This is a genomic window from Frankia sp. AiPa1 (genome assembly GCF_023243075.1).
GTDB lineage: Bacteria > Actinomycetota > Actinomycetes > Frankiales > Frankiaceae > Frankia.
The window spans coordinates 1-25,570 of the sequence record NZ_JALKFZ020000178.1 but is presented as its reverse complement, the minus strand read 5'-3'; the positions used below and the strand labels follow the sequence as shown (position 1 = coordinate 25,570).

Annotated in this window: 19 protein-coding genes and 1 pseudogene; 5 read left to right on the top strand and 15 right to left on the bottom strand. The window is 73.2% G+C overall.

The window, feature by feature from the left end; all coding sequences use genetic code 11:
- Positions 1-81: 81 nt before the first annotated feature.
- Entirely contained in the window at positions 82-504 is a 423-nt protein-coding gene (locus tag MXD95_RS22935) for a VOC family protein (protein WP_250642771.1), read from the top strand.
- Here the strand turns inward: MXD95_RS22935 and MXD95_RS22930 are convergent.
- The 3 genes and pseudogenes from MXD95_RS22930 to MXD95_RS22920 form a co-directional block, all read right to left on the bottom strand.
- The gene (locus MXD95_RS22930) at positions 474-2,342 is read right to left on the bottom strand and encodes a sensor histidine kinase (protein WP_308301559.1); all 1,869 of its coding nucleotides are present in this window, start codon (positions 2,340-2,342) and stop codon (positions 474-476) included. The genes MXD95_RS22935 and MXD95_RS22930 overlap by 31 nt on opposite strands.
- A gap of 4 nt (positions 2,343-2,346) precedes the next feature.
- The gene (locus MXD95_RS22925; protein WP_250642770.1) at positions 2,347-3,171 is read right to left on the bottom strand and encodes a response regulator transcription factor; all 825 of its coding nucleotides are present in this window, start codon (positions 3,169-3,171) and stop codon (positions 2,347-2,349) included.
- 62 nt (positions 3,172-3,233) lie between these two features.
- Positions 3,234-3,469 (bottom strand): annotated as a pseudogene (locus MXD95_RS22920) (LLM class F420-dependent oxidoreductase); the annotation flags it as partial.
- 495 nt (positions 3,470-3,964) lie between these two features.
- Between MXD95_RS22920 and modA the strand changes: the two are divergent.
- Positions 3,965-4,765: a molybdate ABC transporter substrate-binding protein gene (modA, locus tag MXD95_RS22915; protein ID WP_250642769.1), complete on the top strand. Its 801-nt coding sequence runs from the start codon at positions 3,965-3,967 to the stop codon at positions 4,763-4,765.
- 79 nt (positions 4,766-4,844) lie between these two features.
- On the opposite strand, the gene MXD95_RS22910 is transcribed toward modA, so the two are convergent.
- The 5 genes from MXD95_RS22910 to MXD95_RS22890 form a co-directional block, all read right to left on the bottom strand.
- A complete protein-coding gene (locus MXD95_RS22910) occupies positions 4,845-5,660 on the bottom strand; it encodes a neutral zinc metallopeptidase (protein ID WP_250642768.1) in 816 nt (271 codons plus the stop codon).
- A 389-nt stretch (positions 5,661-6,049) separates the two neighbouring features.
- Complete coding sequence (locus tag MXD95_RS22905) at positions 6,050-8,413, bottom strand: DUF7846 domain-containing protein (RefSeq protein WP_250642767.1); 2,364 nt, start codon at positions 8,411-8,413, stop codon at positions 6,050-6,052.
- A 450-nt stretch (positions 8,414-8,863) separates the two neighbouring features.
- Positions 8,864-9,934: a small ribosomal subunit Rsm22 family protein gene (locus MXD95_RS22900; RefSeq protein WP_250642766.1), complete on the bottom strand. Its 1,071-nt coding sequence runs from the start codon at positions 9,932-9,934 to the stop codon at positions 8,864-8,866.
- A gap of 77 nt (positions 9,935-10,011) precedes the next feature.
- Positions 10,012-10,476 carry an Lrp/AsnC family transcriptional regulator gene (locus tag MXD95_RS22895; RefSeq protein WP_250642765.1) on the bottom strand — a complete coding sequence of 155 codons (465 nt, stop codon included), beginning with the start codon at positions 10,474-10,476 and terminating at the stop codon, positions 10,012-10,014.
- A gap of 304 nt (positions 10,477-10,780) precedes the next feature.
- Complete coding sequence (locus MXD95_RS22890) at positions 10,781-14,092, bottom strand: serine/threonine-protein kinase (RefSeq protein WP_250642764.1); 3,312 nt, start codon at positions 14,090-14,092, stop codon at positions 10,781-10,783.
- An 831-nt stretch (positions 14,093-14,923) separates the two neighbouring features.
- Here MXD95_RS22890 and MXD95_RS22885 point away from each other — a divergent pair.
- Positions 14,924-15,259 (top strand): ferredoxin family protein, encoded by a 336-nt coding sequence (locus MXD95_RS22885; protein WP_250642763.1) that lies wholly within the window; start codon positions 14,924-14,926, stop codon positions 15,257-15,259.
- Between the two features lie 123 nt (positions 15,260-15,382).
- On the opposite strand, the gene MXD95_RS22880 is transcribed toward MXD95_RS22885, so the two are convergent.
- Entirely contained in the window at positions 15,383-15,577 is a 195-nt protein-coding gene (locus tag MXD95_RS22880; RefSeq protein WP_250642762.1) for a hypothetical protein, read from the bottom strand.
- Between the two features lie 85 nt (positions 15,578-15,662).
- Here MXD95_RS22880 and MXD95_RS22875 point away from each other — a divergent pair, with 85 nt between their 5' ends.
- The gene (locus MXD95_RS22875) at positions 15,663-15,971 is read left to right on the top strand and encodes a hypothetical protein (RefSeq protein ID WP_250642761.1); all 309 of its coding nucleotides are present in this window, start codon (positions 15,663-15,665) and stop codon (positions 15,969-15,971) included.
- Positions 15,968-16,219 (top strand): hypothetical protein, encoded by a 252-nt coding sequence (locus MXD95_RS22870; RefSeq protein ID WP_250642760.1) that lies wholly within the window; start codon positions 15,968-15,970, stop codon positions 16,217-16,219. Before MXD95_RS22875 ends, MXD95_RS22870 begins: the two co-directional genes overlap by 4 nt.
- Before the next feature lie 186 nt (positions 16,220-16,405).
- On the opposite strand, the gene mdoC is transcribed toward MXD95_RS22870, so the two are convergent.
- The 6 genes from mdoC to MXD95_RS22840 all read right to left on the bottom strand — a co-directional run bounded on the left by mdoC (position 16,406) and on the right by MXD95_RS22840 (position 25,568).
- Positions 16,406-17,785 carry a glucans biosynthesis protein MdoC gene (gene mdoC / locus MXD95_RS22865; RefSeq protein ID WP_250642759.1) on the bottom strand — a complete coding sequence of 460 codons (1,380 nt, stop codon included), beginning with the start codon at positions 17,783-17,785 and terminating at the stop codon, positions 16,406-16,408.
- Positions 17,786-18,171: 386 nt separating this feature from the next.
- A complete protein-coding gene (locus MXD95_RS22860) occupies positions 18,172-18,957 on the bottom strand; it encodes a thioesterase II family protein (RefSeq protein ID WP_250642758.1) in 786 nt (261 codons plus the stop codon).
- Positions 18,958-19,139: 182 nt separating this feature from the next.
- Positions 19,140-20,642: an FAD-binding oxidoreductase gene (locus MXD95_RS22855; RefSeq protein WP_250642757.1), complete on the bottom strand. Its 1,503-nt coding sequence runs from the start codon at positions 20,640-20,642 to the stop codon at positions 19,140-19,142.
- Positions 20,639-22,858 (bottom strand): rhodanese-like domain-containing protein, encoded by a 2,220-nt coding sequence (locus MXD95_RS22850; protein ID WP_250642756.1) that lies wholly within the window; start codon positions 22,856-22,858, stop codon positions 20,639-20,641. Before MXD95_RS22850 ends, MXD95_RS22855 begins: the two co-directional genes overlap by 4 nt.
- Positions 22,855-24,699, bottom strand: coding sequence for an ATP-binding cassette domain-containing protein (locus tag MXD95_RS22845; protein WP_374122113.1), 1,845 nt, complete (start codon positions 24,697-24,699; stop codon positions 22,855-22,857). Before MXD95_RS22845 ends, MXD95_RS22850 begins: the two co-directional genes overlap by 4 nt.
- Positions 24,696-25,568, bottom strand: coding sequence for an ABC transporter permease (locus tag MXD95_RS22840; RefSeq protein WP_250642755.1), 873 nt, complete (start codon positions 25,566-25,568; stop codon positions 24,696-24,698). Before MXD95_RS22840 ends, MXD95_RS22845 begins: the two co-directional genes overlap by 4 nt.
- Positions 25,569-25,570 lie beyond the last annotated feature (2 nt).

The following is a 25,570-nucleotide window of genomic DNA, read 5'->3' as shown; positions in this document are numbered from 1 at the left end:
TGCCCTGTCGCCCGGTCACCGCGCGGACCAGGCGCCCTCCCCGCACCGGCGCGACGGCCGGCGGGCGGCGAGAATGGTCGGGTGGAGGTCCTCAGCAGCCGCATCCTGATCAGGCCGGTGAATCCGGCGCGCAGCCACACGTTTTACCGGGACACGTTAGGGCTCGCGGTGTTCCGCGAGTTCGGCGCGCCGGACGAGCCGGGCGTCGTGTACTTCCTCGGCCAGGGCCTGCTGGAGGTCGCCGGCCGCGCCAGCGCCCCGGCCGGCGCCGCGGGCGACGGCGTGGCTGACAGCGCTTCCCGGTGGCCGGGAATCTGGCTACAGGTCCGCGACCTGGCCATCGAGCACCGCCGGCTCGCCAAGGCGGGGGCGACGATCCGCCGCCCGCCGCGTCGCGAGCCCTGGGGCCTCGACGAGATGTGGATCGAGGATCCCGACGGCATCCCGCTTGTTCTCGTCGAGGTACCCGCCGATCATCCGCTGCGCCGCGACCAGCGTTCCTGAGGCCCGGTCTCGCGCGGCCCGGCCGCGGGCAGCACCATGGTGACGACGGCGCCGCCCTGCGGATGGTTGGCCGCGCTCACCACGCCGCCGTGCGCGGCGACGATCGCGGCCACAATGGACAGGCCGAGGCCCGCCCCGCCGTCGCGGCGGCGTCGGGCGGCATCGGCCCGACGGAACCGTTCGAACGCATGGGGCAGGAACGCCTCGGGAAACCCCGCTCCCCGGTCGCGGACCGTCACCCGAACCACCTCCCCCTCCCCTGTCGGGCCGTCCCACGCATGCTCACCGCTGTGGCTCGGGCCGGCCGGCGGGCGGGGCCGAGTAGCCCCGCCGGGCCGGGCGGGCTCGTCACGATGGGCGGTGAGGATGAGGTCGACGGTGCTGCCGGGTGGTGCGTGGCGTAGGGCGTTGGCGAGCAGGTTGTCGACGCACTGGCGCAGCAGATCGGAATCACCGGGCACCCGCGGTCGTCCGCCGCGAGTGCCGGGATCCAGCGCGGCGATGCCGCCGGCAACGTTCGCCTCAACCACGATGGTCGCCTCAACCTCGACGGTCGCCTCGGCCGCGTCGTGAACCGCAGCCGCGTCGTGAACGTCAGCCGCGGGGCTCGCCTCGGCCGCGGGAGGCACCTCGACGGCAAGGCGTATGCCGCGTGCGGCGGCGAGGCCCGCGGCGGCCCGGGCGGCGCGGATGAGCAGGTCGTCGAGGTCGACCGGTTCGCGGCACAGCCGGCCACCGTCCATGCGGGCCAGGGTGAGCAGGGACTCGGCCAGGCGGATCAGCCGCTCGGTCTCCTCCGCGGCGCCGGAGATCGCCGTCCGAAGCTCCGCGACCGTACGTCCGGGCCGGGCGGCCAGCTCCAGTTCGGCGCGTAGCACGGTCAGGGGGGTACGCAGCTCATGGCCCGCGTCGGCGATGAACGCCCGGTCGCGCAGGCGGGCGGCATGCAGCCGGGCGAGCAGATCGTTCATCGTCCGGGCCAGCGCGGCGATCTCGTCCCGGGTCCCCGGTACGGCGAGCTCGGGTGCCGGCCCCGGCGCGTCCCCACCGGATGGCCCGCCTCGCGGTGGAAACAGCGACGGCGACGGCCTGGTGGGGTGGGCCGCGGCTGGGCGGGGGGCGGGGTGTGTCCGGTCTTCGGCGGCGGCGAGGCTGGCGGCGTCCCGGCGCATCCGCTCGACCGGGCGAAGCGCCGCGCCCGACAGCAGCCAGGCGGCGAGACCGGACAGGGCCACCAGCGGCGCCGTCGCGACGATCATGACGTCGCGGACACGGTCCTCGGCCCGGTCGGTGAGCCAGGTGGGGGTGCCGACGACGGCGACGAGGGTCGTGCGGCCCGCCGTCCCGGACACGGTCACCGGGTCGGCGTACAGGCGCACCCGCCCATCGGACTGCATGCCTGGACGCGCCCGGACGGTGGTCAGCACGGGCCGCGCGCGGGCCACGGCCAGGGTGGTGGCGTCCAGTACGGAGGTCTGGCCCGCATCCGCGGTGGATGCCAGCGGGCGGCCGTCCGCGGCCAGGACCTGGGCGATCGGCCCACCTCCGGCGAGTAGTCCGGGCAGGCCAGCCGGCGTCCCCGTGCCTGTCCGCGTCGGGGTCTGGGCCGGCGTGCGCGTGGCAGCCGATTCCGGCGCCGCGGCCGGTGCCGGAACCGCCCCGGTGGGAAAGCGGTCGGCGATGCGGACGGTCAGCACATCCGCGCGGGTACGCAGGTCGGAGTCGACCGCGTCGCGCAGGTTCGCCCGCAGCAGCAGGTAGAACAGGAGGCCGGCCAGGAACAACGCGAGCGCGGTCCCGAGCGCGAACAGCAGGGTCAGCCGGACCCGCAGCGGCACCCCGCTACCCCACAGCCGTGGTCGGACCGAGGTCCAGTCCCACGGACCCGGACCCGGACCCGGACGTGGACCCGGACGGCGGCCCCGGCATCGGTGCGGACTCGGTCGTCCGCGTCGGTCCGGCGACGCGATCGGCGGCATCAGGCTCATCCGATCGGGTGTGCGTGCGCAGGCGGTAGCCGACCCCGCGGACGGTGTCGACGAGCGACTCTCCGCCCGGTTCGTCGATCTTGCGTCGCAGGTAGCGGACGTACTGGTCGACGATGTTGGAGCTGGCGTCGAAGGCGTTGTCCCACACGTGGTCGATGATGAAGGTGCGGCTGAGGACCTCGTCCGGATGGCGCAGCAGCAGGTGCAGCAGCGCGAACTCCTTCGCCGAGAGCTCCACCGGCGTGTCCCGGTGCCAGACGCGGTGCGCGGCCGGGTCGAGGCGTACGGGCCCGGCGGCGAGGATGACCGGGCGCGGGTCGGATCCGCGGCGCACCAGCGCGCGCAGCCGGGCGGTCAGCTCGCCGAAGCTGAACGGCTTGGGCAGGTAGTCGTCGGCACCGGCGTCCAGGCCGCGGATGCGGTCGTCGACGTCCACGCGGGCGGTGAGCATCAGCACCGGCGCCCACCGGCCCCGGGCCCGCAGTCGGGCACAGACCTCGAACCCGTCGAGTCCGGGCAGCATGAGGTCGAGCACGATCGCGTCGTAGTCGACCTCGCTGCCGCGCCAGAGCGCCTCGACGCCGTCGCCGGCGAGATCGACGCCGTAGCCCTCCTCGATCAGCCCGCGGCGCAGCAGCTCCGCGGTCCGCTCGTCATCCTCGACCACCAGCACCCGCACGACGCGGATCGTACGGGCACCGGCATGTGAGCACCATGTGCCGGCACCGGCGACCCCGTCCGTCAGACCACGGCGGGGGCGATGCGCCGCCACTGCTCAAGCGGGAACGCCTGCATGTCGGCGGCCAGGACCTGCAGGCAGACATGGTCGGCGCCGGCCTCGCGTGCTCGCGCACCCGGCGGGCGATCGCCTCCTCGTCCCCCCAGGCGATCATGGCGTCGAAGACCCGGTCGCTGACCTCGGCGACCTCCTCGGCGGGGAAGCCGAGCCGGATGAGGCTGTTGGCGTAGTTCGGCAGCGACCGGCCACACCACACCGGATCAGGAGTCTTCCACCGGACGCCATGCGCGTTCAACGGGAACCGGCCCCCTGCGGGCCGGCCGGATGGCCTCCATTCCGGCTAAGCCACGGCGCACTGTCGGGCGGCGCCCTGGACCATCGCGGGTTCGGGGCCCGGTAGTGCCAGGTGGGTCACAAGACCCCCATCTTCCGGTGGCACAGATGCGGCACTATCATGCAGCAAGTTTCGTATCCGAGGAGCTCCACCTGGGGGGGCATCCGCAGATGCGGGCGGGGGGCGTCGGCCGGCGGCTGTCGGTCGGGCCGGCGATCGGGGTGACGACGGTGTCGCCGTGGACCAACTCACCGCTCTGGGATGGATGCCATCCGCAGGCGGTCTCGAGCTGGCCGACCGTCAGGGAACAGTGCGTATCGGGTGAGACGGTCGACCGTGCCTGGGTGTACGGGCGACCCGTCATGGGCGAAGGATCGGGAACACGTGAAATTTGTCAGGGTGAGAACCGCACTGGCGGTCATGGCCGGTGCCGGTCTGTTCCTTGCCGGATGTGGCGGCAGCGGCAGCGACGGTGCGACGACGAGCACCCCGTCACCGTCGGCGAGCGCCTCCTCCAGCGGCGTCACCGGCACGGTGACGGTGTTCGCCGCGGCGTCGCTGACCGGCACGTTCACCACGCTCGGCAAGCAGTTCGAGGCGGCCAACCCCGGCTCGACCGTGAAGTTCTCCTTCGGGGGAAGCTCGACGCTGGCCACGCAGCTCACCGCCGGGGCGCCGGCGGACGTGTTCGCCGCGGCGAGCCCGGCCACCATGAAGACGGTCACCGACAAGGGCCTGAACAGCTCGGCGACGAAGGTGTTCGTGCGCAACCAGCTGGTCATCGCGGTGCCCGCGGCCAACCCCAAGGGCATCACCGACCTGGATGACCTGGTCAAGCCCGACGTGAAGGTCGCCGAGTGCGCCGAGGCGGTGCCCTGTGGCGCGGCGGCGAAGAAGGCCCTGACGGCTGCCGGGGTGAAGCTCACGCCCGTCACCCTCGAGCAGGATGTCAAGTCCGCCCTGTCCAAGGTCACCCTCGGCGAGGTGGACGCGGCCCTCGTGTACCGCACCGACGCGATCGCCGCCGGCGGAAAGGTGAAGGGCATCGAGTTCCCCGAGTCGGCGAAGGCTATCAACGACTACCCGATCGCCACGCTCAAGGGCGGCAAGAACGCTGCCGGCGGCACGGCGTTCGTGCACTACGTGACCTCCAGCACCGGCGAGGCGGTCCTGTCCAAGGCCGGTTTCCAGGCACCCTGACCGGCACCGCACGCGGGCGGGTCCGCCCGGGAGTCTCCCCGGGCGGACCCGCCCGTTCAGGGCGTCGGCGGCGACGGGATCACACGTCGCCCGTGCGGGACTGGCCGATGCGGTGGCAGCTGGCACTGTCCTGCAGATAGCCGAAGGCAAAGGCCTGCGCCCGCTGGGTGGGGCTGCCGTGGGCGTCGGGGGCGGTGGCGGGCTCCTGGTTGAACCAGCCGCCGCGGGTGTCGCCGAGGGAGAAGAACAGCATCGCGCCGTTGAACGCGTCGGACATCTGGACCAGGCCGGCGGTCTGTGCGGCGTCGGTCTGCCTGCCGGCGAAACAGTCGGCCTGGTTCTCCTCCGCCCGGGGGACGACACCGAGGGTGCGTCCGATCTTGTCGCCGCGGTGGGACAGCTCGTGCATGAGGACGAACAGCGGATAGGTGGGGCCACCGGATTTCGCCAGCTCGTTCATGAACTCGACGCTGTAGGCCACCGTGTCGTCGAGCGTGCAGTACAGGGCGTTGTCGGAGAACTGGTCCGGGTCGGCCTGGGCCCCGCAGGCATCACCGGGCGCCTGTCCGTTGTGATATTCGATGATCTTCGGGATGGTCCAGGCCGCGCCGAGTTCACCCCGCCAGAAGGTGTTGACGCCGCCCGGGCAGCCGGCCGGTTCGCTGACCACCCGCAGGGCGTCGTCGACGCTGCGCACGCTGGTCGTGCAACCCGTCGCCGTCGCCGTCGCCGTGGCCGGCGTCGGGGTCGGGGTCGCTCCGGCGGCCTGCGACGAGGAGGTGCCCGCGGGCAGGATGGCGCGGGACAGCGCCGCTCCATCCGTCGCGTTGCACCCGGCGGTGAGCAGGCCGACGACGATCACGATCGCGGCCGCAGCCGCCCGAAAGACCCGCACGACGATGAACGCTAGGGGCCGGCGGGGCTTCCGCGACGGCGGGCGCAGGCCCGTATGGGCCGGGCCGGAAACAGTCCGAGGGTCCCGGACAGCCACCGTCCGACGGCACCGGCACCCGGGTCACGGCCCGGCCTCGACCGTCGGGCGTTGCCCGGCCGCTCCTCCCTTGACGGCGAGAATGTCTATCGCCGCAGATCAGGGGCACTCTCGCCGAGCCGTCGGGGCGAGCATCCCGATGTCCGCGGGCGCGGGCGGGCGGCCCGCTGCCCGTCTGTTGGTTCGACGGCGGGCCGCGGGAGCGGACCGGGCGAGCCACCGTTGGTGGTGACGCCCGTGAGCCGCGTCACGCCGAGGACCAGCCACAACGGGTCACTACTGACGTGGCCCGATCAGGGGAGGTCGAACCTACCCACGAACCCACCATCCGCGGCGCCCGCTGCTCGGCCGGCCTGCTGGCCGGTGGCGAGCGAGGTGGTGGTGACGGTGAAGACCTGGGCGACCCGGGCGGGCAGCCAGCCGTCGTGCGGCCGGGACGGCACCACCCGCCAGCCCAGACCCGGGGTGAGCATGGTCAGTTCGCCGGTGCCGGCCCGGCGGGCGATCGGGATGCGCTCCTCCCACCGGGCGGTACCGTCCGGTCCGGGCACGGCAAGCCCCACGACCACCTCGCCCGGCAGGTCATCCGCGACGGGGATCTCCCCGCCCGCCCCCGGCTCTGACCCCGACGTGGACCCCGGTGCGGACTTCGACGTGAGCACCACCGACAGCACCGGCCCGAGACCGTGATCCGCGTCGACGGCGACGCCCCGGACCGTCGAGCCCACCCGCACATACACCGCCGGCACCGCGCCATGCGGGCCCGCGGATGATCCTGCCGGCCCCGTCAGGCCCAGCGCGCTCGTTGCGGCCGATCCGTTCGAGTCCGCCGTGCCGGTGCTCGCGGGCAGCGCCGAGCCCGTCCTTGGCAGCTCGACATCGAGGCGCAGCTCTCGCCCCTGGACCTGGTGCAGCGCGGTGAACGATCCGACGTAGCTGGTGGGCGCGGCGGGGTCGACGATCTCCGCGGGGCGCAGGCGGTACAGGGCGCGCCCGGGCATCCGCTCGCCCAGGGTGGCGGTGACGGGGCCGAGGTCGGCGGCGTAGAGCACCCGGTCGTGCAGCTCCGGATCATTGCGCAGGATCTGGTAGGGGACCTGGGTGTATCGGCTGGGCGTGTCCGGGGTGACCACGACGACGGATGGGCCGGGCAGCGCGTCGGGCAGCAGCGCGGCGAGCAGTGCGTCATGGTCGTTGACCCAGTCCTGGCCGCGCAGCTTCGCCGGCAACGGCGAGAGCGTGAAGCCGAACGCCGCCGTCACGGCCACGAGCGTGAGCCCCGCGTGGGCGACCCGGGCAGCCTGGTGGCCGCCAGCCTGGCGGCGGACGTCCTGCCCGCTGGGGGCGAGACGGTGCAGCGCCGAACCTGCGGCCGACCACAGGCGCCGGGCCCCGTCGGCGCCGAGAACGACCACCGGGGCCACCGCCGCGAGGTGGTAATGCGGGCCGAGGCCGTCGCGCAGTCCTGGTCGGGCGAACGCCGTCCCCCACCAGAACAGGTAGCCGGTGACGACCGTGCCGGCCATCGCCACCAGCAGCAGCCGGTGCGTTCGGCGGGGCCGGGCGAGCGCACCGACGACGCCGCACGCGACCAGCAACGGCCCGCCGAACAGCCAGCCCGGCGCCGCGTCAAGGGTCTCGACGGTGGCATGCAGGGCCAGGCGGCGGCCGAAGGCGAACGTCGGTTCGGAGGGCAGGATGCGTCGCGGGCCGAAACCGAAGCGGTCCAACGGGTCCGATGCCGACAGCGGCATGCGCAGCGGCGAACCCGTCACCGCGGTGTTGAAGGCGAGCAGCAGGACGGCGAACGGTGCCGCGCCCAGCAGTACCCAGCCGACGCGCCGGGCGGCGAGTGCCGGCGTGCGGCGCAGCCGGGCCAGCGCGAACACCGCGGCGACGGCGAGCACGAGGAGCGCGTCGTAGGGTCGCAGCAGCATCGCGAAGCCGGAGCCGGCCCCGCCGGCGAGCAGCAGCGGGCGGCTGCCGGTGCGCGCCCCGCGCAGCAGGACCGCGGCGGTGGTCGTCAGCGTCGCGGCACCGCAGGCATAGGCCAGTGGCAGCGCCGTGTGCAGCAGCACCAGCGGACTTGCCGCGATCACCGCGGCGGCCAGCACCGCGCTCGCCGCGTCGTCGAGGACCTCCCGGGCCAGCAGGTAGGTGCCGGCGACCCAGCCGGCCGCCACCGCGGCCGGCGCGACGGCCATCGTGCCGAACAGGGCCTGCGAGCCGGCCAGCAGCGCCGGCCAGCCCGGCAGGTACTTGGTGAACAGTCGACCGTCGTGCTCGCCGGTCAGCCAAGGGCGAAAGAACGGCTCCATCCGCGCGGCGTCCAGGGTGAGCTGCCCGTGCAACAGCATCCGGGCCTGCAGGACGTAGGCGGCCTCGTCGGCGTCACCGGAGCCCTGCCGCAGCAGCGTCGCCTGCAGCAGAAGGCTCGCGGCGAACGAGAACACACACAGCGCCGCGACCACTGCGGCCGGCCTCGTCCACGGCCAGAGGCCGCGTAGCCGGTGCCTGGCCAGGCCCGGCCTGGCTGACCAGAACCTGGCCCACACCCGAGACCGTCGCCCCACCGCTGCCGTCCGCGCCCGCGATGGCGTGACCCGCGGCGCAGGCACCGGCGCGTTCTCCGCCCAGGGCAGTGAGAATGCGCGCATGTCCCCATCTCCACAGCGCGGCCGGATCAGCCCATCCCGGCCGAGGACGTCCTGTCCGAGAGATTTGTGCGCTCTCAGCGTAGTGGGGAGATAAAACAGATTTCGTACCCGGGTGTCCTCCGAAGGTGCCGTCCGGCCAGGGAGGTTGCGGCCCCGTCGACGCTGGGCGGAAGGAATGGCCGGCGGGTGCGGTAGCCCTTTCGGGCCTCGAATCGTCGACGAAGGCACGCGCGCAGGGGGCGGGCCGGCGGCTGCCCTCCGGTTACGGCTGCCCTCCGGTTAGGTCTGGTCTCCCATCGCGTCTGGCCGCACGGGTCCGGGTATCCGGTCGGGATCGCCCGGAAACACCCGCGGCGACACGCCGCGTCGAATAGCGCCCAGGCAGGGATTTCGGCCGGGATGGACTTCTGCGGGGCCTACCCGCCCCGTGCGACGGACTGGAGCCGCGGGTCAGGTGGAACGGGCGGTTTCAGCGACGGTGGGTGGTGCGGCATCGCCCCAGCGGGCGCGCCGTGCCCAGCGGAACTCGTCGCGGCGGCTGCGGGCGACGACGGTCTCGCCCCGGCCGTCGGACGTGCACAGCACGAGCCGGACATGACCGGAGTGCGCCCGCGGCGCACGCAGCACCCGCCCGGCGGCATGTGCCGGCTCGCCGCGGGAGGCCACCAGATAGGCGAACTTCTCGTCCTCGTGGCCGAGGTCGGCGTCCTTGAGCGCCCGGTGCGCCGCGCTGCGCTCCACGCGGCGGGAGAAGTGACACCAGTCGCCCGCCGGCAGCGGGCAGGGACCGTCGGACGGGCACGGCGCCGTGATCGTCGCGCCGTCGGCGAGCAGTGCGGCGCGGGCGGCAAGGATGCGGGCATACCCGTCGGGGGTCCCGGTGTCGATGAGGACCAGTGCGCCGTTGGTGGCATGCCACCAGGCGGCGAGGGCCGGGCCCCGCTCGTCGGCGGGTAGTTCGCCCAGCAGGTAGGACGCGAGGGTGAGGTCGGCATCGTCGACGGGGGGCGGTGCCTGCGCCGCGCCCCGATGCCAGCGGGCCGACCGCAGCGCCGTGGCCGCGCCCGCACCGACGTCCGTGACGGTCGTGGCGGCGGTGGCGGTGGCGGTGGTGGCGTGGCTGGCGAGACGTTGACCGGCGCCGATCATCCGGCTGGAGCGCTCGACCAGGTCGATGCGGGTGATGCCGGCGAACGTCTCCAGCGCGGCCCACATCGCGGGCCCGGGACCCGCGCCAAGGTCGAGCAGGCTGGCTGGCTGCCACAATGGGCGACGCTCGGCGAGTTCGACCAGCACCGCCCGGCTGGCGGCGAGCGTTGCCGGCAGCCGGGCAGCAAGGTAGGCCTGGACATGCCGGTCGGTGAGCGCGGAGTCGTCAGGTGTGTCCGAGCCGCCGCGGTACCGCGCCGAGAGCTCACGGTAGGCGCGAGCCAGATCCCGCCGGGGCCCGCCCTCGCCGTCGGCCGCGGCGGCTCTGAGCAGGGCGTCGGCATCGAAACCGGTCCGCGTCCGGATGGTCACGGCAACAGCCTAGTGCGCTGGGATTCCCGGACCACGGCGACCAACCTCGGCCCATATGCGTCGGCACCCCGACGGGACTACTCGGCCGGATGAACCGGTTCGACCGCGGCCGTTCGACGATGATCGAATACCAGACTCGTGCGCACCTCGCACACCTCGGGCCGCTCGGTGATCCGGTCGACGACCAGCCCGTACAGCCCGTCAACATCAGCCACGGCGACGTGGAGCAGAAAATCCGACGCACCCGTCGTGGAGAACACGCTCACCGTTTCCACCAGGCCGGAGGCCCAGTTCCGGAAGTCCTCCATCACCGGGCGGGCGGACGGGCGTACTCTTACCGATACCAGCGCCTGCACCGGACGTCCGATGGCGGCCAGGTCCACTTCGGCGCGAAACCCGCTGATGATGCCGCGTTCGATCAGTGAACGGACGCGCTGCAGCGATGTGGAAGGCACAACCCGCGTCGCCAGGGCGAGATCCCGGTTCGTCCGCCTGCCATTTTCCTGAAGCAGGCGTAACAGGGCGCGATCCAGGTCGTCCAAGCGTGTTCCCCTCCCACCGCCGTCATTCCCGTGCGTGGCGACATCCTAACAAGATGTCGGCGATACGGGCATTTACCGAACAGCTCATCCTTGCATCGTCAACAACCCCGCCGTGCCTCGGTCCGGCGGGCGCGCAGGTCGGGTGCCGCCCCTCCCGTCCACGCCACCACCACCGCGGCACAGCAGTTCCTTCGCATCCCCCATCCCGCCTACGCGTTCGTTCGCCCGCCCCCCTTGGACGCGTTGTTTTCTCCCGGCGGGCGCGGCTTCCCAGGTCGGGTCAGGGACAGTTCGCGGCGCCCGGTCAGGGACTGGTGCGCTCGACCGATGGGCCGCCGCCTGGCTCCCGACCTGAACCGGCTCCCTGGGCACCCATCGAGCCAGAACCGCCATCCGGGCTGCGCGGGGCACCGGGGCTGTACACACCGTCCGGGCTGTTCGCACCGCCGTCCGGGCTGTTCGCGCCATCCGGGCTGGGGCCCTGCGGGTCAGTGCCAGTCGGGTCAGTGCCTTCCGGGTCAGGGCCAGTCGGGCTGGGGCCTTCAGCCGCGCCGCGGCTGCCATCTGGACTCCTGATGTAGTCCGCGCTCTGACCACTGGCCGGAACGAGGCCCCGCGCGGTGGGGGTGCCGCCGCCTGGCCCGAACCCGCCACCCGTGTTCAGGCTGGGATCCGGCGAGCCGCCCGTGCCCGGCCCCGCACCGCCCGGTGGCGAGGGCCCGTCCGCCCCCAGGCTCGCGGACGGCCCCGCACCGCCGGTGGGCTCGGAGTCCGAATGGGGGAAGATCGTGATCGTCGGGCCCGGGATGCTGGCGGCACCAGTACCGGTAGCCCCGGCAGTGCCGGTGGCGGACGTGACACTGACGGGGGCACTGGCATTGGCACTGGCGGCGGCAGCGGAGCTGCCAGTGCCAGTGGCCGAGGCGCTGGCGGGGACCGAGCCGGTGGGACTGGCCTCCCCGGTGGGACTGGACCTGACAGTAGGAGTGGTGCCGGCGTGACGGCGCGTGGGAATGCGCTGGGTGCCCACGGTGCCGCCCGCGGTGCCGCCCGCGGTGCCGCCCGCGGCGGCTCCCCTGGCTCTCGTCGCGCCCGCTTGGGGTGATCCACTGGCCGTGCCTGCGCGGGAGCCGTTGCTCTGCCGCGGGCCCGGTTCCGGTCCCGGCACGGCGGTCAGCCCGGGTAGGGACGCCGTGGCCCTGGTCTGGTCCGCACCAGGGCGGGGGCGCAGCTGCAGCAGGACCATCGTGAGCGCCAGAAGAAGGGCGGTCCCCAGGGCTGTCGCGCCCACGGCCGCGGCACCCAGCCAGCGCGGTCGATGCGGGCCGTTCGGCCACCGGCCGCACTGGCCATGACGTCGCGACCGCCGGAGCCGGGTCAACGGCTCCGGGAGAACCGCGGTGGGCGGTCCGCTCCAGTGGTCATCGCGCTCGGGCGCCGCCAGCCGGGACGGACTCGGTGAAGGGAGCAGGTTTGGTGCAGGGGGCAGGCTCGGCGGGCCCGGGACGCCGGGCGTCGCGCAAGCGCACGGCTCTGCGGCCGACACTTCGGACGGGGTCGAGGCGCCGCGAGCCGAACCGGACGGGTCGGACGGGTCGGACCGCTGTTCCCTGCCGCCGGAAACCTCCAGGGCTGGGCTGATGGCGGTGGCCCCGGATGTGCTCACCACGTCAGGTGTCTGGGCGCGGGGTGTCGGCCGTGCGGACTGGACAGCCATCCGCGCATCCGGGGCCCCGGCCGAATGCACCTCCAGGGCTGCTGGCGCCGGCACAACTGCCGGCATCCCCACAATGGCCGGCATCCCCAGAACCGCCGGCATCTCCCGGGTCGCATCGGCGATGGCGGCCGGCTCGGTGTCCGGCGTCGCTGCGCCCTGGCCCGCATGGGGGGTGTCCTGGCCCGCGACAGGTACCTCGGTCCCATGGCCCGAACGGGCCGGGTCCTGGCCTGGTTGGGCGGCACGGAGCAGGCGGGAGCGCGGCAGGAACACGATGCGGTGGTCGAACAAGGCGGCCTCGTCCCGGTCCGTCTGGAGGGACTCGGCTCTCGCCCGCAGGACAAGGCGGAACGGTCCGCGGCCCGGCGGGCCAGCGCCCGGCCCGCGGGATCGCCGGGTATCCGAAGGTGGCGGCTCGGGCGGGCCGGACGGGTCGGGCATGCCGGACGGGTCGGACGGCCGGACTGTTCCGTTGGACGTCGGGAGTATCTGGCCGGGCGAGGATGCGAGGTCACCATCCGGAAGTGAGCTCGGGCCCAGGTCGATGGCCGAGACCGGCGACGCCGTCTCGTTCGCCAAGGGGGGCGACCCCGGCGCGGTGGTTGACGGCCGTGGCACGGACAGCGATACCGGCGGCGCCGGAGCGGTCGCGGGCGAGACCGAGGGCGATACAGGTGGCGGCGCGGGCGGCGATCCGGGCGCAACGGGAGACGACCCAGGAGGTGCGGGAGGCGACGTGTCAGGCGACGCGGGCGGTGGTACGGGCCCGGCGGTCCGCGCGGCCGGCACCGGGCCGCGCACGGCGGGGCCGGGAACCGTCCCCGGCCCGGCACCAGGCGCCCCCGGTCCGCCGGAGCGCTGTGCGGCGGACCGGGACGCGCCGGGCCGCGGACCTGCCGGTGGGCCGGTCAGGGGGACGGCTCCGAACCGAGCGGCGGGAACCGGAGAGGCCGGCAGGATGTCCAGCCGGCTCGTGATGATTGTTTCCGGGTCGGCCCCAGGGCGGATCAGCCGGCGGAGCAGCTCGTCGGCACGGGGGCGCGAGGAGGACTCCCGCCGCATCGCGGCGCGGACGACCGTGGCCAGCGCGACGTCACCGAGCGCGGCATCGAGCCGGTCGAAGGCGGGTTCGTCGCGTTGCAGACGACGTAGCTGTTCGGCGGTCGGCCCGGTGCCGAAAGGAGGTTGGCCGGTCGCGGCGAACACCACCAGTCCGCCCCAGGCGAAGACGTCCGTGGCGGTGCTCACCCGATGTCCGCTGGCCTGCTCGGGGGACATGAACGCCGGGGTACCCGCGACCCGCCCACGCGGGCCCCGCGGAGCGTCGTCGGACACCCGCGCCAGCCCGAAATCGATCACTCGGGGTCCGAGCGGGGACAGCAGCACGTTCGCGGGGCTCAGATCGCGGTGCACGAGGCCCGCGCCATGGATGGCGTTCAGCGCGGCGACCACACTCACCGCGATCCGTTCGACGTCGGCCGGCCCGAGCGGGCCATGGGTGGTGACCGCGCGGGCCAGTGTGAGGCCGTCGACGAACTCCGTGACCAGGTAGAGCGCGCCTTCGGCATCCTGGGCGACGTCGAGGACCTCGGCGGTGCAAAAGCGTGCGACCCGCCTCGCCATCGCCGCCTCCCGAAGAAACCGCTCCCGGTAGCGGGGGATCCGGGCGATCTCGGCCCGGATGACCTTCACCGCCACCAGGCCCGTGTCCCGCCCTCGACCGAGGAAGACCGTGCCCATCCCGCCCTCACCGAGCCGGCCGAGGATCTGGTACTCCCCCAGCACGCGTGGGTCACTGGGCCGCAGTGGATCGGGCCGGGTGGTCAGCCCGCTCGGCGGCTCCTGCACCGCTGCGGGCCGGTCCTGCGACGCACGGACGTCCTCGTCACGTGAATCCACATGTCCTCCGTACGGCCAAACCGAAATCGGGCGCGGTGGGCGGCACCTGCCACCTGACGACCAGCGGCGGGCTGCCGCCGACGGCCGGGTCGTTCCTATCGCGAACCCAGCAGGTAATCCGGCTGCTGCCACCCGGACAGGTCATACCGGGCCACTGTTTCCTCGACGACGGACGGGAATCGGGGTGATTGACCCATAGGCCCGAATAGGCCACTCGTTCGGGTCTTCTGGTCGCACTCGGCCACCTTCGCGTCCTTGTGACGTTGCTGCCGACCCACTATCCCATCATCCCGAAACCGCCACGTCGGCCGGGCATCAGACTCACGTTTCCCAGCCATCGGACGCTTCCCAGGCCTACTTCCGGGCCGCTTCCGCAGCAGCCGCGACCGGCGCGCCTCATTCGGGCAGAATCGCCGCATCCGACACCGATTCCTGGCCGGCCCGACCGGAAGTACCAGCTCAGCCCGCCGTGGTCAGGCGGCGCGGGCGGACCCACCCACGCCGCCCACGCCGCCCACGCCACCCACGCCCGTCCGCCGTCCGACCAGGAAACAAGCGAGGATAACTACTATCCGACAGATATCCTTATCCTTTTCCTACGACCCAGCACGCCAGGAATCGACACCTTGATTCCGCCCGCCATCTTGTTAACCTGAGTTTCACACCGGGCGACGTTTCAACCCCAGCTCAACCGCTACCATTCCCCTCGGGTTCGCCGCACGGCATTCCCGCTCCGACCGGCACCCGCCGGAACGAAGTCGTAGGCCAGCCACGGGATGACCGGCCACGCGGCCATCGCCCCGTGAATGTCGATCGGAAATGAGGGTCCCCATGGCATTCGTCATCATGGCCGGTTGCATCGACGTCAAGGACGGCTCCTGCCTCGAGGGCTGCCCCGCCGACTGCATCTACGAGGGCGACCGCAAGATGTACATCCATCCGGATGAGTGCACCGACTGCGGTGCCTGCGCCGTCGCCTGCCCGATCGGTGCCGTCCTCAGCGACGACCGGGTGAAGGACAAGGACCAGGAGTTCCTCGACAGCGAGAGCGCCTTCTTCTCCGATGTCCTGCCCGGGCGCGACAAGCCCATCGGCGAGCCCGGCGGCGCGACCGGCTTCGGCAAGATCAAAACCGACACTCCCTTCATCGCCGCTTACCAGAAGTGACGGTGGTGGAATCGGCGTCCAGTGAGGCCCAGAATCATCGACAGAGAGTGATGCTTTTCGCCCATCCATCCCACCCCAAGCCAGCCTTGGTAACAGCACGTGATGATGATCAGCGGGGCGCTTTCACGTTGTGATGGTCGCTGGCACAACGCTGGCACGCGCGGTGGTCGCGGACCGCTGCCGCCGTGGGATGAAATTCTCGATCGCCACGGCGGCCTGCTCCGCAAGCTCCTCCGCGACCACCGCGTACACATCCCACGTGAACGACGCCGCCGTCCCGAATCCTCGTGCGTCACCCCACAGCAGACGCTGCTCCACCTGCCACCCACCTGCCGGTTCCGCCGGCCAGCCACCGCCGAGGCCACTACCGTGAGATGGACATACGGTCACGGAGGGGCGGATCGTGGTCTGGAACAAGAGGGGTGCGTCACGCGGTGGTGCATCCACCGGACGTGACGGCATCAAACGCGGCGGTAAAGACGGCTCCGCCGGCAGCAAAGGCACCCCGGACACCGAGAAGGACTACGCCAAGCGCGGCGCGGCGAAGTCCGAAGACCTCGACAAGGTTGAGACCGCGGACTGCACCGCCTGCAACGGCAGCGGCTACCAGCAGTCCGACCGGGCCGAAGCCGACGCGGACGGCGGGTTCACCGGAACACAGACGCCACGCTGCACCAGCTGCGACGGATCGGGACGGGTGACGAAAAAGTGAGCGACAGCGAACCGGCCGCGCCCGGCGAGGTCATCGCTGCGCTGCTCGTCCTGGTCGCCTGCAACAAGTGTCGCCGTCGCCGTGGCGCCCAGCTGCACAGGACGGGCCGCGGTGAACCGGTTCCGCGGCGAGGGACCTGCCCACACGGCAAGCCCCTGCGCACCCTGTGGGCACCCGGCTACGGTCCCGGTTCCCCCCCGAAGGTCGACCCGTCGACGCCGGAGGAACGCCGCTGGGGCGCGGTCTAACCGCGAGGCACCCGACCCGCTGATCGTGCATCCGCCTGTGGGGACGCCCCGGATCCGGCTGACCCCACCAGACCCAACGAATGCCACAACCGCTTACCAGAAGTGACGGTGGTCGGCGATGCGCTGGTCATCAACCACCGCTGTGCCCTGGCACCGGCGGCCCCCCGGAGGTGGTGGCGCGGCGGGTTACGGGATCCAGTACAGCTGCTGAGTCCGCCCCACGTCCGAGGTTGCCGGACCGGAGGTACCCGGACGCGACGTCCGCGGGCGGGTGACCGACAGCGGCATCGTGTTCTCCGGGTCGAGGTCGGCCCGCGGCGCCACGAGGGCCCGGTCCGAGAGGTGATCCACGACCGGACCCTGGGCCGGGGCCGGCGTCGTGAGCGGACCCGCCGCGGACCTGGGCGCCGCCCGCGGTGCCCGGTGGGAGCTCGAGCGGGTGCGGCTCCCCTGCCCCGGAAATTTTCCGTTGAACAGTTTCCGGAGCAGGGGTGACGGCGCGATGAGGAAATGGTGGATGGCCAGGGTGACACCGATGGCCAGCAGACTGAGGAGCAGCATCTGCGGCCAGTGCAGTGACGTGTCGAACCCCAGCAGGGTAGCCAGCACGTAGATGAAGAAGAAATGGAACAGGTAGACCGTGTAGGAGGCATCGGCGAGGTAGCGCGCCGCGGGGTGCGGGCCGGGGACCAGCCACGCGCCGAGAGCGAACAGCGTGGCGACGAGCGCCACGGAGACAACAGCCTCGCTGAGGACCAGCCCGGTTCCGGAGGCGAGCGGCGCGACCCCGTGGTTGGCGGCGAACAGCGCGAGCCCGGATCCGGCGAGCAGGATCGGTGCGGGCCGCTGGAAATGGGCCAGCAGCCGGTTCCGGTCGAGGTGGAGCAGGACGCCGAGGCAGTAGAAGGGCAGGAACTCCAGCGTGAACCGGGCGAGTTCGCCGACGGTGCCGGTGCCGAGCAGTGGCTCGACGACGGCTCGCCGTCCCCCGCGCAGCACGATGGTGAAGGCCAGGACGGCGACCACGACCACGGTCATGGTGCGCAGCCGTCCGGCCGTGGCCCGCCGAAACGCCGTGGTCGCGACAAGCCGGGCCAGGATCGCGACCACTACGGGCGTGCACAGCGCGTAGACGAGCAGGACGATCAGGAACCACAGGTGCAGCGTCCAGTGCAGCTCGCCCTGCGGGTGCGCGAGGGTCCGGCCGCGGAGGAAGTCCAGGAACGAGACGTCCGGATCGTTGTGGAAGTTGTAGGTCATCCACAGCGTGGGCGGGTTGAACAGCACCAGGGTGCAGACCAGCGGTGTGCCCACGGCGGCGAAACGTCGGCGGACGGTCTGGGCGGCGCCGTACTTTCCGACCAGCATCGCCGAGAGAAAGCCGGAAATCAGGTAGAAGCCCTCCATGCGGAACAGGCCGGAGGCGTACCCGATGGCGTGAAAGACCCGGTCGTCGCCGAGTGTGGCGACATGCACGAACACGCCGACGAGCATGAAAGCGCCGCGCAGCGCGTCGAGATGATGGTAATGGCCGTCTGGCTCGGACGGCCGCTTCGGTACCCGCACGTCTGTGCCCCCAGTGATGCCGCATCGCCCGGGCATGCCCCGGACCGGATGCTCACGCGGGTCAGGGACAGGCGTCCCCCGGCGCCCCGATGCTGGTCTCGCCCGCGCGGAAAGGTAGGAAATCCGGCCTGGGTGACTGTCACCCGCGCGGACTCCCCGGGTCCGCTGATCGACACAGGCCAGACTTTAGCGAGAAGGCCTCACCAAAACACCGACGGACACACAACACCATCCGATGCCGCGGTGCATTCGGTATGTTTTCCGGTCACGGCCCACACGGCGACCACACCGGAGTCCGTATGGGAGCCCGCTGGCAACCCACCGTGCTGCTGGTGCGCGCGGTTCCTGGTGCGCGCGGCGACGCGGCGGTCCGCGCGCCGGCCAGGTCAGAAGGTGCGGTGCTCGGTGGACAGGGCTGCCAGCAGTTGGGCCAGGGTGTCGGCGACGGCGGCGTGCCGCTCGACCAGGTAGAAATGCCCGCCCGGGAACTGCCGCAGGTCGAGGGAGGCCGTGGTGTGCCGGTGCCACAGCTGCGCCTCGGCGGTCGTCACCCGCGGGTCGGTATCGCCGATCAGCGCGACGACCGGGGTGCTGATCACGGCGTCCGCGTCCGGTACGTAGGTCTCGATGGCCTGGTAGTCGGCCCGGGTCGGGGGGAGGATCAGCTCCAGCAGTTCGGGTTCGGCGAGGACGCGGGGATCGGTGCCGCCCAGGGTCGCCATCTCCGCGACGAACGCGGCTTCGGGTAGCAGATGGTAGGCCTCGTCGCGCTGCGCGGACGGGGCGCGCCGGCCGGAGACGACCAGCAGCGCCGGGCGCGGTCCGCCGGCCGCGGCCAGCCGCCGGATCACCTCGAACGCGACGATCGCCCCCATGCTGTGCCCGAACAGCACCAGCGGACGATCGTCGGGCAGGCCGCTGATCACCTCGGCGAGCGCGTCGGCCAGCGGCGCGATCGAGGTGTGCAGCGGCTCGAGCCGCCGGTCCTGGCGGCCCGGGTACTGCACGGCGAGCACCTCGGCCACCGGGGCCATCGCCTTCGCCAACGGTATGAAGAAGCTCGCCGCTCCGCCGGCGTGGGGGAACAGCACCAGCCGCGGCCCGTCGGGTGGGCCAGGCTGGAAGCGCCGCAGCCAGAGCTCGGCGGACAGGGTGCCGTGATCAGTGGACACGCTGGTCTCCCGGTCCTACCGCCCGGTCCGAGCGGCGGCTGTCGTCGTCGGCACCGCGGGTCCGGCCACGCGGACACGTGCCGTCGCTACGCTGTGCGGGCGTCCCCATATCCACATCATAGAAGTCCCACACGCCTAGACCATCCGATTGCGGTCACCGCGGTCACCGCGGGGGGCTCGGCCTACAGGCCGCGGCCGGGATTGAGGATGCCGGTGGGGTCGAAGGCGGCGCGCAGGCGCTGCTGGAGGTCGTGCTGGTGGGAGCCGAGTTCGGTGGCGAGCCAGCGGCGTTTGAGCCGGCCGATGCCGTGCTCGCCGGTGATGGTGCCGCCGAGCTCGAGTGCGAGGGCGAAGATCTGCTCGGCGGCGCTCCAGGCCGCGGCCGGGATCTCCGGTTCGCCCGGGTCGACGACGATGATCGGGTGCAGGTTTCCGTCGGCGGCATGGGCGAGGGTGTAGAGGTCGACGCCGGTGGCGGCGCCGATCTCGGCGATGCGGGCGACGGCGGTCGCGAGCCTGCCGCGCGGGACGGCGATGTCCTCGATGAGGGGCCGGCCGAGGCGCTCGAGGCTCGGCAGGGCGGCGCGGCGGGCGGCGAGCAGTGCCTCGGCGCCGGACTCGTCGCTGGAGCGGTGCACCAGCCGGGCCCGATCGGCGAGGATGGCCTGCACCTCGTCGGCTTCCTCACCGGCGCCCGCGCCGTCGGTCTGGACGAGCAGGAAGACGTCACCGTGCGCGGCCAGTCCGCTGCCCGTGGCGGCGTCGACGGCTCGGACGGTGGGGGCGTCGAGCAGCTCGGCGACGGCGGGCACGATGCCGGCGGCAGCCAGCGCGGTGACGGCGTCGACGGCGTCGGCCACCGTGTCGAAGTAGCCGACGAGGGTGACGGTGGCCCGCGGAATCGGTCGCAGCCGCAGGGTGGCGCCGACGACGACGCCGAGGGTGCCCTCGGAGCCGACGAACAGGGCGGTCAGGTCGTATCCGGCGACGCCCTTCACCGTCCGCCGCCCAGTGGAGATCACCTCGCCGTCGGCGAGGACGACGTCGAGGCCGAGGACGGACTCGCGGGTGACGCCGTACTTCGCGCAGCGCAGCCCGCCGGCGTTGGTGGCGATGTTGCCGCCGATGGTGGAGATCTCGGCGCTCGCCGGGTCCGGGGCGTAGCTGAGGCCGACACCGCGGGCGGCGGCGTCCAGGTCGGCGGTGATGACGCCGGGTTCGACGACGGCCACGGCGTCGGTGACGGACAGCTCGCGGATCTGGTTCATGCCGGAGAGGTCGAGTACCACCCCGCCCGCGCTGGCCGCCGCCCCGCCGGCAAGGCCCGTGCCGGCGCCGCGCACCGTGACGGCGACCCCGCGGGCGGCGGCGACCCGCAGGACGGCCTGGACATCGGCGACCTCCCGGGCGAAGGCGACGCCCAGCGGGCGCCCCGACGGGATCCAGCCGGAACGGTCGAGCCGGTGCGCGTCGACGACGGCCGGATCGGTGCTCCAGCGGCCCACCGGCAGCGCGACGGCGAACGCCTCGGCCACCAGCGGCCGCGTCGCGGCCCCCCGCCGCCCCGCGGCCTCGGCCACGGCCACGGCCGGTGTGCGGGTCCCGGTCCCGGGCGACGGGCCGCTGCCCGAGACCGCCGCGGCCGGTGCGGGTGTCGCGGCGGCGGACGGGAGGCCGGTGCTCATCGGGCGCCGGTGGCCACGGGCCGGGCCGGATCCGACGACCACGCCGACCAGGATCCCGCGTACAGGGCGGCGTCGACGCCGGCGATCGCGAGCGCGGCGATCTGGTGCGCGGCGGTCACCCCGGATCCGCAGTACACGCCGACCGTGGCGTTCGCCCCGTCGGCCGGTCCCGCCTGTGCGGGCACCGGCGGGACCGCGAGCACCGTCGCAGCCGGGGCGCGCAGGGCGGACGCGGAGCTACTCGCCGCGCCGTTCACCGAGCCGGCGCCCGAGGCGGCGGCAGCGGCGCCTGCGGGGGTGGGGGCGGGGGCGGAGCGGGAGGCTTCGGCCGTGGCGCGAACGGGGACGCCGAGGGCGGCGAAGCGGGCGCGCAGCTCGTCGGCGGGACGGAAACGTCCGGTGGCGTCGAGGTTGTCGCCGGTCGCGGCGCTGATCGCCCCGGGGATGTGTCCGGCGCGCGGGTCGACCGGCTCGACCTCGCCGCGGTAACGCTCGCCTGCCCGGGCGTCGAGCAGGATGCCGTCGCGGGCGAGCGCGCCGGCCGCGTCGGCGTCGAGGACGGGCAGGTGCCCGCCGGTCAGGACGACGTCGCCCGGCGCAGGGATGATCTCCCCCGTTTCCAGGGGCAGGCCGGCGCCGCGCCAGGCGCGCAGCGCACCGTCGAGGATGCGCACGTCGCGCACCCCGGCCCAGCGCAGCAGCCACCAGGCGCGGGCGGCGGACAGGCCGCCGGCGTCGTCGTAGACGACGACCCCACGCCCGGCTCGCAAACCCCAGCGGCGCGCGGCGCGCTGGAGCTCGTCGACGGCGGGCAGGGGATGACGTCCGGCGGTGCCGCCCGGTGCGGCGGCCAGCGCGTGGTCGCTGAGTTCGGTCTCGAGGTCAACGAAGACAGCGCCGGGCAGATGACCCTCACGGTAGTGATCGTGGCCGTCCGGATCGCCGAGCGCCCAGCGCACGTCGAGCAGCAGCGGCGGCGTGGCCGAGGTCAACTCGTCCTGCAGCGCCTTGGCCTCGACGAGTACCTCGCCGGCGACGACTCGGCCCGCGGGGCCCGCCGCTGGGCCGGTGGTGGCGGTGGCGGTGGCGCTGTTGGTGGCGGCCAGGGCCAGCAGGGCCTCGAGGTCGTCGTCGCCAAGGCCACCGGGGCGGGCGCCCAGGCGCGAGGCGGTGGCGATGCGGGCCTGGACTCCGGCGTTGATCGGCGCGGTCAGTCCGTGCAGCCGGGCGAGCAGCACGATCTCGCCGTTGAGGTAGTCCGACTCGACCGAGCCGCCGCGGGCGAGACTCTGCCAGGTCGAGCTGCCACCGCGGGCGTAGCCCGGAATCTCGGCGATGGTGAGTCCACTGAGGTCCAGTGGGCTGGACCGCACGTCAGCCACGTCGATGCCGGCGGCGGCGAAGACCCGGCGGGCCTCGGTGACAAGCTCGGCGGCGACCGTGTCGCGCCGCGGGCCGGGTGGGTAGATCGCGTCAAGGTTGTAGGCGAGGTTGCCCAGCAGTTTGCCGGCCTTCCAACGCGTGATGTCGTCGACGACGAGCACCGCGGACGCCGCGCGGCGCAGGTCGCCGGCTATACCTTCCACGACAGCACCGTCCACGACAGCACCGTCCACGACAGCGCCCGGCGACCCGCCAGGCACCGCGGGCGCGAAGGGGGCGCGCCCGAGCAGGAAGCCGGCGACACTCGGCCTGGCCGGTGAGATCACCTCGGCGGGCCGCAGATGGGACGACGGGCTGTAGACCACGGCGTCGAGGACGGTGGCGAAGCGGCGCAGCGCCGCGCGGGCACTGTCGAGGCCGTTCTGCAGCAGTACGACGGGCAGCGCCTCGGCGGCCGTGCTGGCACCGCCGTCCACGGGTGCCCAGGCCCACTGTGCCAGCACCGCCTCGCTGTCCTGGGACTTGGTGGCGAGGACCAGGACGTCCCCGCTGCGCAGGTCGGCCTCGTCCGGCCCGGCCAGCACCGGCAGGTCGAGCTGGTGCACGACGGCGGGACCGCCGACGGAGCGCGGCGGCCGGATGTAGCGCAGGCCGCTCTCGCGCAGGGCTGCGAGGTTCGCCCCGCGGGCGACCAGGACGACGCCGATCCCGGCGAGGTGAAGCTCGGCCGCGACGGTCGCGCCGACCGCGCCGGCACCGATGATCACATAGCGCCGGCTCGCCGCAGTCGAGTCGGCTGCGGGTGCGCTGCTGCCCTCCAGGTCCGCGGTCAATGCCTTCGTCCTTCCTGTCTGAGGTCGACGGGGGCCGCGCTGGGCGTCCCCGCGCCGGTGGGAACGCCCGCGGTCACGGGTACGTCGATCACGGGCACGGGCACATCGGTCACCGGCGTGCCGGTCGCGGGTGCACCGGCCGCGGGTGAGCCGGTTTTCGGTGCGGCGAGGTCGGCGGCGAACCGCTGGCCGGGTACGGCGCCGAGCAGCTCGCGGGTGTGCTCCTGCGCCGGGGCGGTGAGCACGGTGGCCGCCGGGCCGCTCTCCACGATCCGGCCTCCGCGCAGCACGGCGACGTGGTGGGCGAGGGCGGCGACGACCGCCAGATCGTGGGAGACGAACAGGTAGCCGATCCCGAGCTCGTCCTGCAGCCGGGCGAGCAGGGTGAGGATCTGGTCCTGCACGGAGACGTCCAGCGCCGAGACCGGTTCGTCGAGGAAGACGAGCTCGGGTGCGAGCGCCAGCGCCCGGGCGATCGCGACCCGCTGGCGCTGACCGCCGGAGAGCTCCGCGGGGCGGCGCTCGGCGTAGGCGGCCGGCAGGGCGACCTGGTCGAGTAGTTCCCGGACCCGGGCGGCGCGGGACGCCCGGTCGCCGACACGGAAGGAGACCAGCGGCTCGGCGATGCTCTGCCCGACGCTGAACCGCGGGTCGAGGGAGGAGAACGGATTCTGGTGGACGAGCTGGAAGCGTCGCCGCAGCGGCCGCAGCTGCGACCAGCTGGCGCCGGTGATATCGGTGCCGTCGAGCCGGACCCGGCCACGGGTGGGACGTTCCAGCCCCATCGCGATGCGCAGCGCCGTCGTCTTGCCCGAGCCGGACTCGCCGACCAGGCCGAGGGTCTGCCCGGCGCGCACGGTCAGCGTCACGTCGTCGAGGGCGGCGAACAGGCGGGTGTCGCCGCCGCGGGGCAGCCGGAAGTCCTTGCCGACGCCGTCCAGGTGCAGCAGCTCGGGCGCCGGTGCCACCTCGGTGTGCCGCGGCACGACGCCGCCGGCGTGCGACAGCGCGGGTGCGACGGCGATGAGGTGGCGGGTGTAGTCCTCGCGCGGGTGCAGCAGGATCTCCCGCGGTCCGGCCTGTTCGACGATGCGCCCACGGCGCATCACGATCACCCGGTCGGCCCGGTCCGCGGCGACTCCCAGGTCATGGGTGATGATCAGCAGGGAGGTGCTGGTCTGTCGGGCCAGCCCGGCGAGATGGTCGAGGATGCGCTGCTGGACGGTGACGTCCAGGGCGCTGGTCGGCTCGTCCGCGACGATGAGGCGGGGGTGGCCGGCGAGCGCGATGGCGATGAGCACCCGCTGGCGCAGCCCGCCGGACAGCTCGTTCGGGTATTGGCGGGCCCGCATCGCCGGCCGGTCGACCCCGGCACGTTCCAGGGCCTCGAGGACCTCCGCGGTCACCAGGCGGCGGTCCACCCCCCGGCGGCGCACCGCCTCGCCGACCTGCCCGCCGATGCGCATCGTCGGGTTGAGCCCGACCATCGGATCCTGGGGGATGAGGCCGACGACCGGCCCGCGCAGCCGGCGCAGCTCCCGCTCGGGGGCGCCGGTGACATCGGTGCCGGCAAGGGTGATCCGCCCGGCGGTGACCACACCGTTGGCGGGCAGCAGGCCGAGGATGGCGTTGGCCGTGGTGGTCTTGCCCGATCCGGACTCGCCGACGACGGCGACGGTCTCCCCCGCGGCGACGGTCAGGCTGACCTCCTGCACCGCCGGGACGACCTGGCCGTGCTGCCGGTAGCCGACGCTGAGCCCGGCAAGCTCCACAAGCGGCCGGTCGGCAGCGCCGGTCGGGGCAGGGCTGGTGGCCGTCTCGGCCGGGTTCGGCGCGCTCACCGGCGCACCTCCTCGAGGGTGCGGGCCAAATGGTTGAGGCTGAACACGACCAGGGCGACGAACAGGCCGGGCAGCAGCGAGAGCCACGGACTGGTGATCAGGTAGTTGCGTCCGCCGGAGATCAGGCTGCCCCACTCGGGGGCGGGTGGCGGGGCGCCGAAGCCGAGGAAGCTCAGGGTGGACACGAGCAGGACGGCGGTGCCGAAGTCGAGCACGGCGAGCACTCCGACCGGGCCCCACGAGTTCGGCAGGACGTGGCGCAGCGTCACCCGCAGCCAGGAGGCGCCGCCGGTGCGGGCGGCCTCCACGTAGGGCTGGGAGCGCACCCGCAGCACCTCGGCGCGGGTGGTGCGGGCGAACCCGGGGGTGATGCCGACGGACACCGCGACGGCCATCGGCACCAGGCCGAACCCGAGGGCGGTGATGATGGTCAGGGCCATCATCAGGATCGGGATCGCGAGCAGCACGTCGACGACGCGCATCAGCAGCGCGTCGATCCAGCCGCCGAAGAACCCGGAGATGACGCCCAGCGCGAGCCCGGCGACGACGGCGATGAGCACCGACGCGCCCGTCACCTTGATCGTCAGGGTGGAGCCGTGCAGCATCCGGCTGAACAGGTCACGGCCCAGTTCGTCGGTGCCGAACGGGTGGGTGAGGCTCGGGCCGTGCAGCTTCTCCGCGGGCGAGGTCGCCGACGAGCTGTGGGAGGTGAACAGCGACGGCACCAGTCCCGACACGATCACGAACAGGACGAACAGGAACGCGAGTACGAAGCCGGGGCGGCGCCCCCCGGCCCGAAGGGCGGGTGGCGGCCCCCCGCGACCAGGGCGCGGAGCTGGGTCAGCGTGGGCTGCGGACGAGCCATAGATCA

Excerpts from the sequence above, each read along its gene's own strand:
- MXD95_RS22885 (WP_250642763.1), top strand. The coding sequence starts at position 14,924 with ATGGCATTCGTCATCATGGCCGGTTGCATCGACGTCAAGGACGGCTCC.
- MXD95_RS22855 (WP_250642757.1), bottom strand. The coding sequence starts at position 20,642 with ATGAGCACCGGCCTCCCGTCCGCCGCCGCGACACCCGCACCGGCCGCG.
- MXD95_RS22905 (WP_250642767.1), bottom strand. The coding sequence starts at position 8,413 with ATGCGCGCATTCTCACTGCCCTGGGCGGAGAACGCGCCGGTGCCTGCG.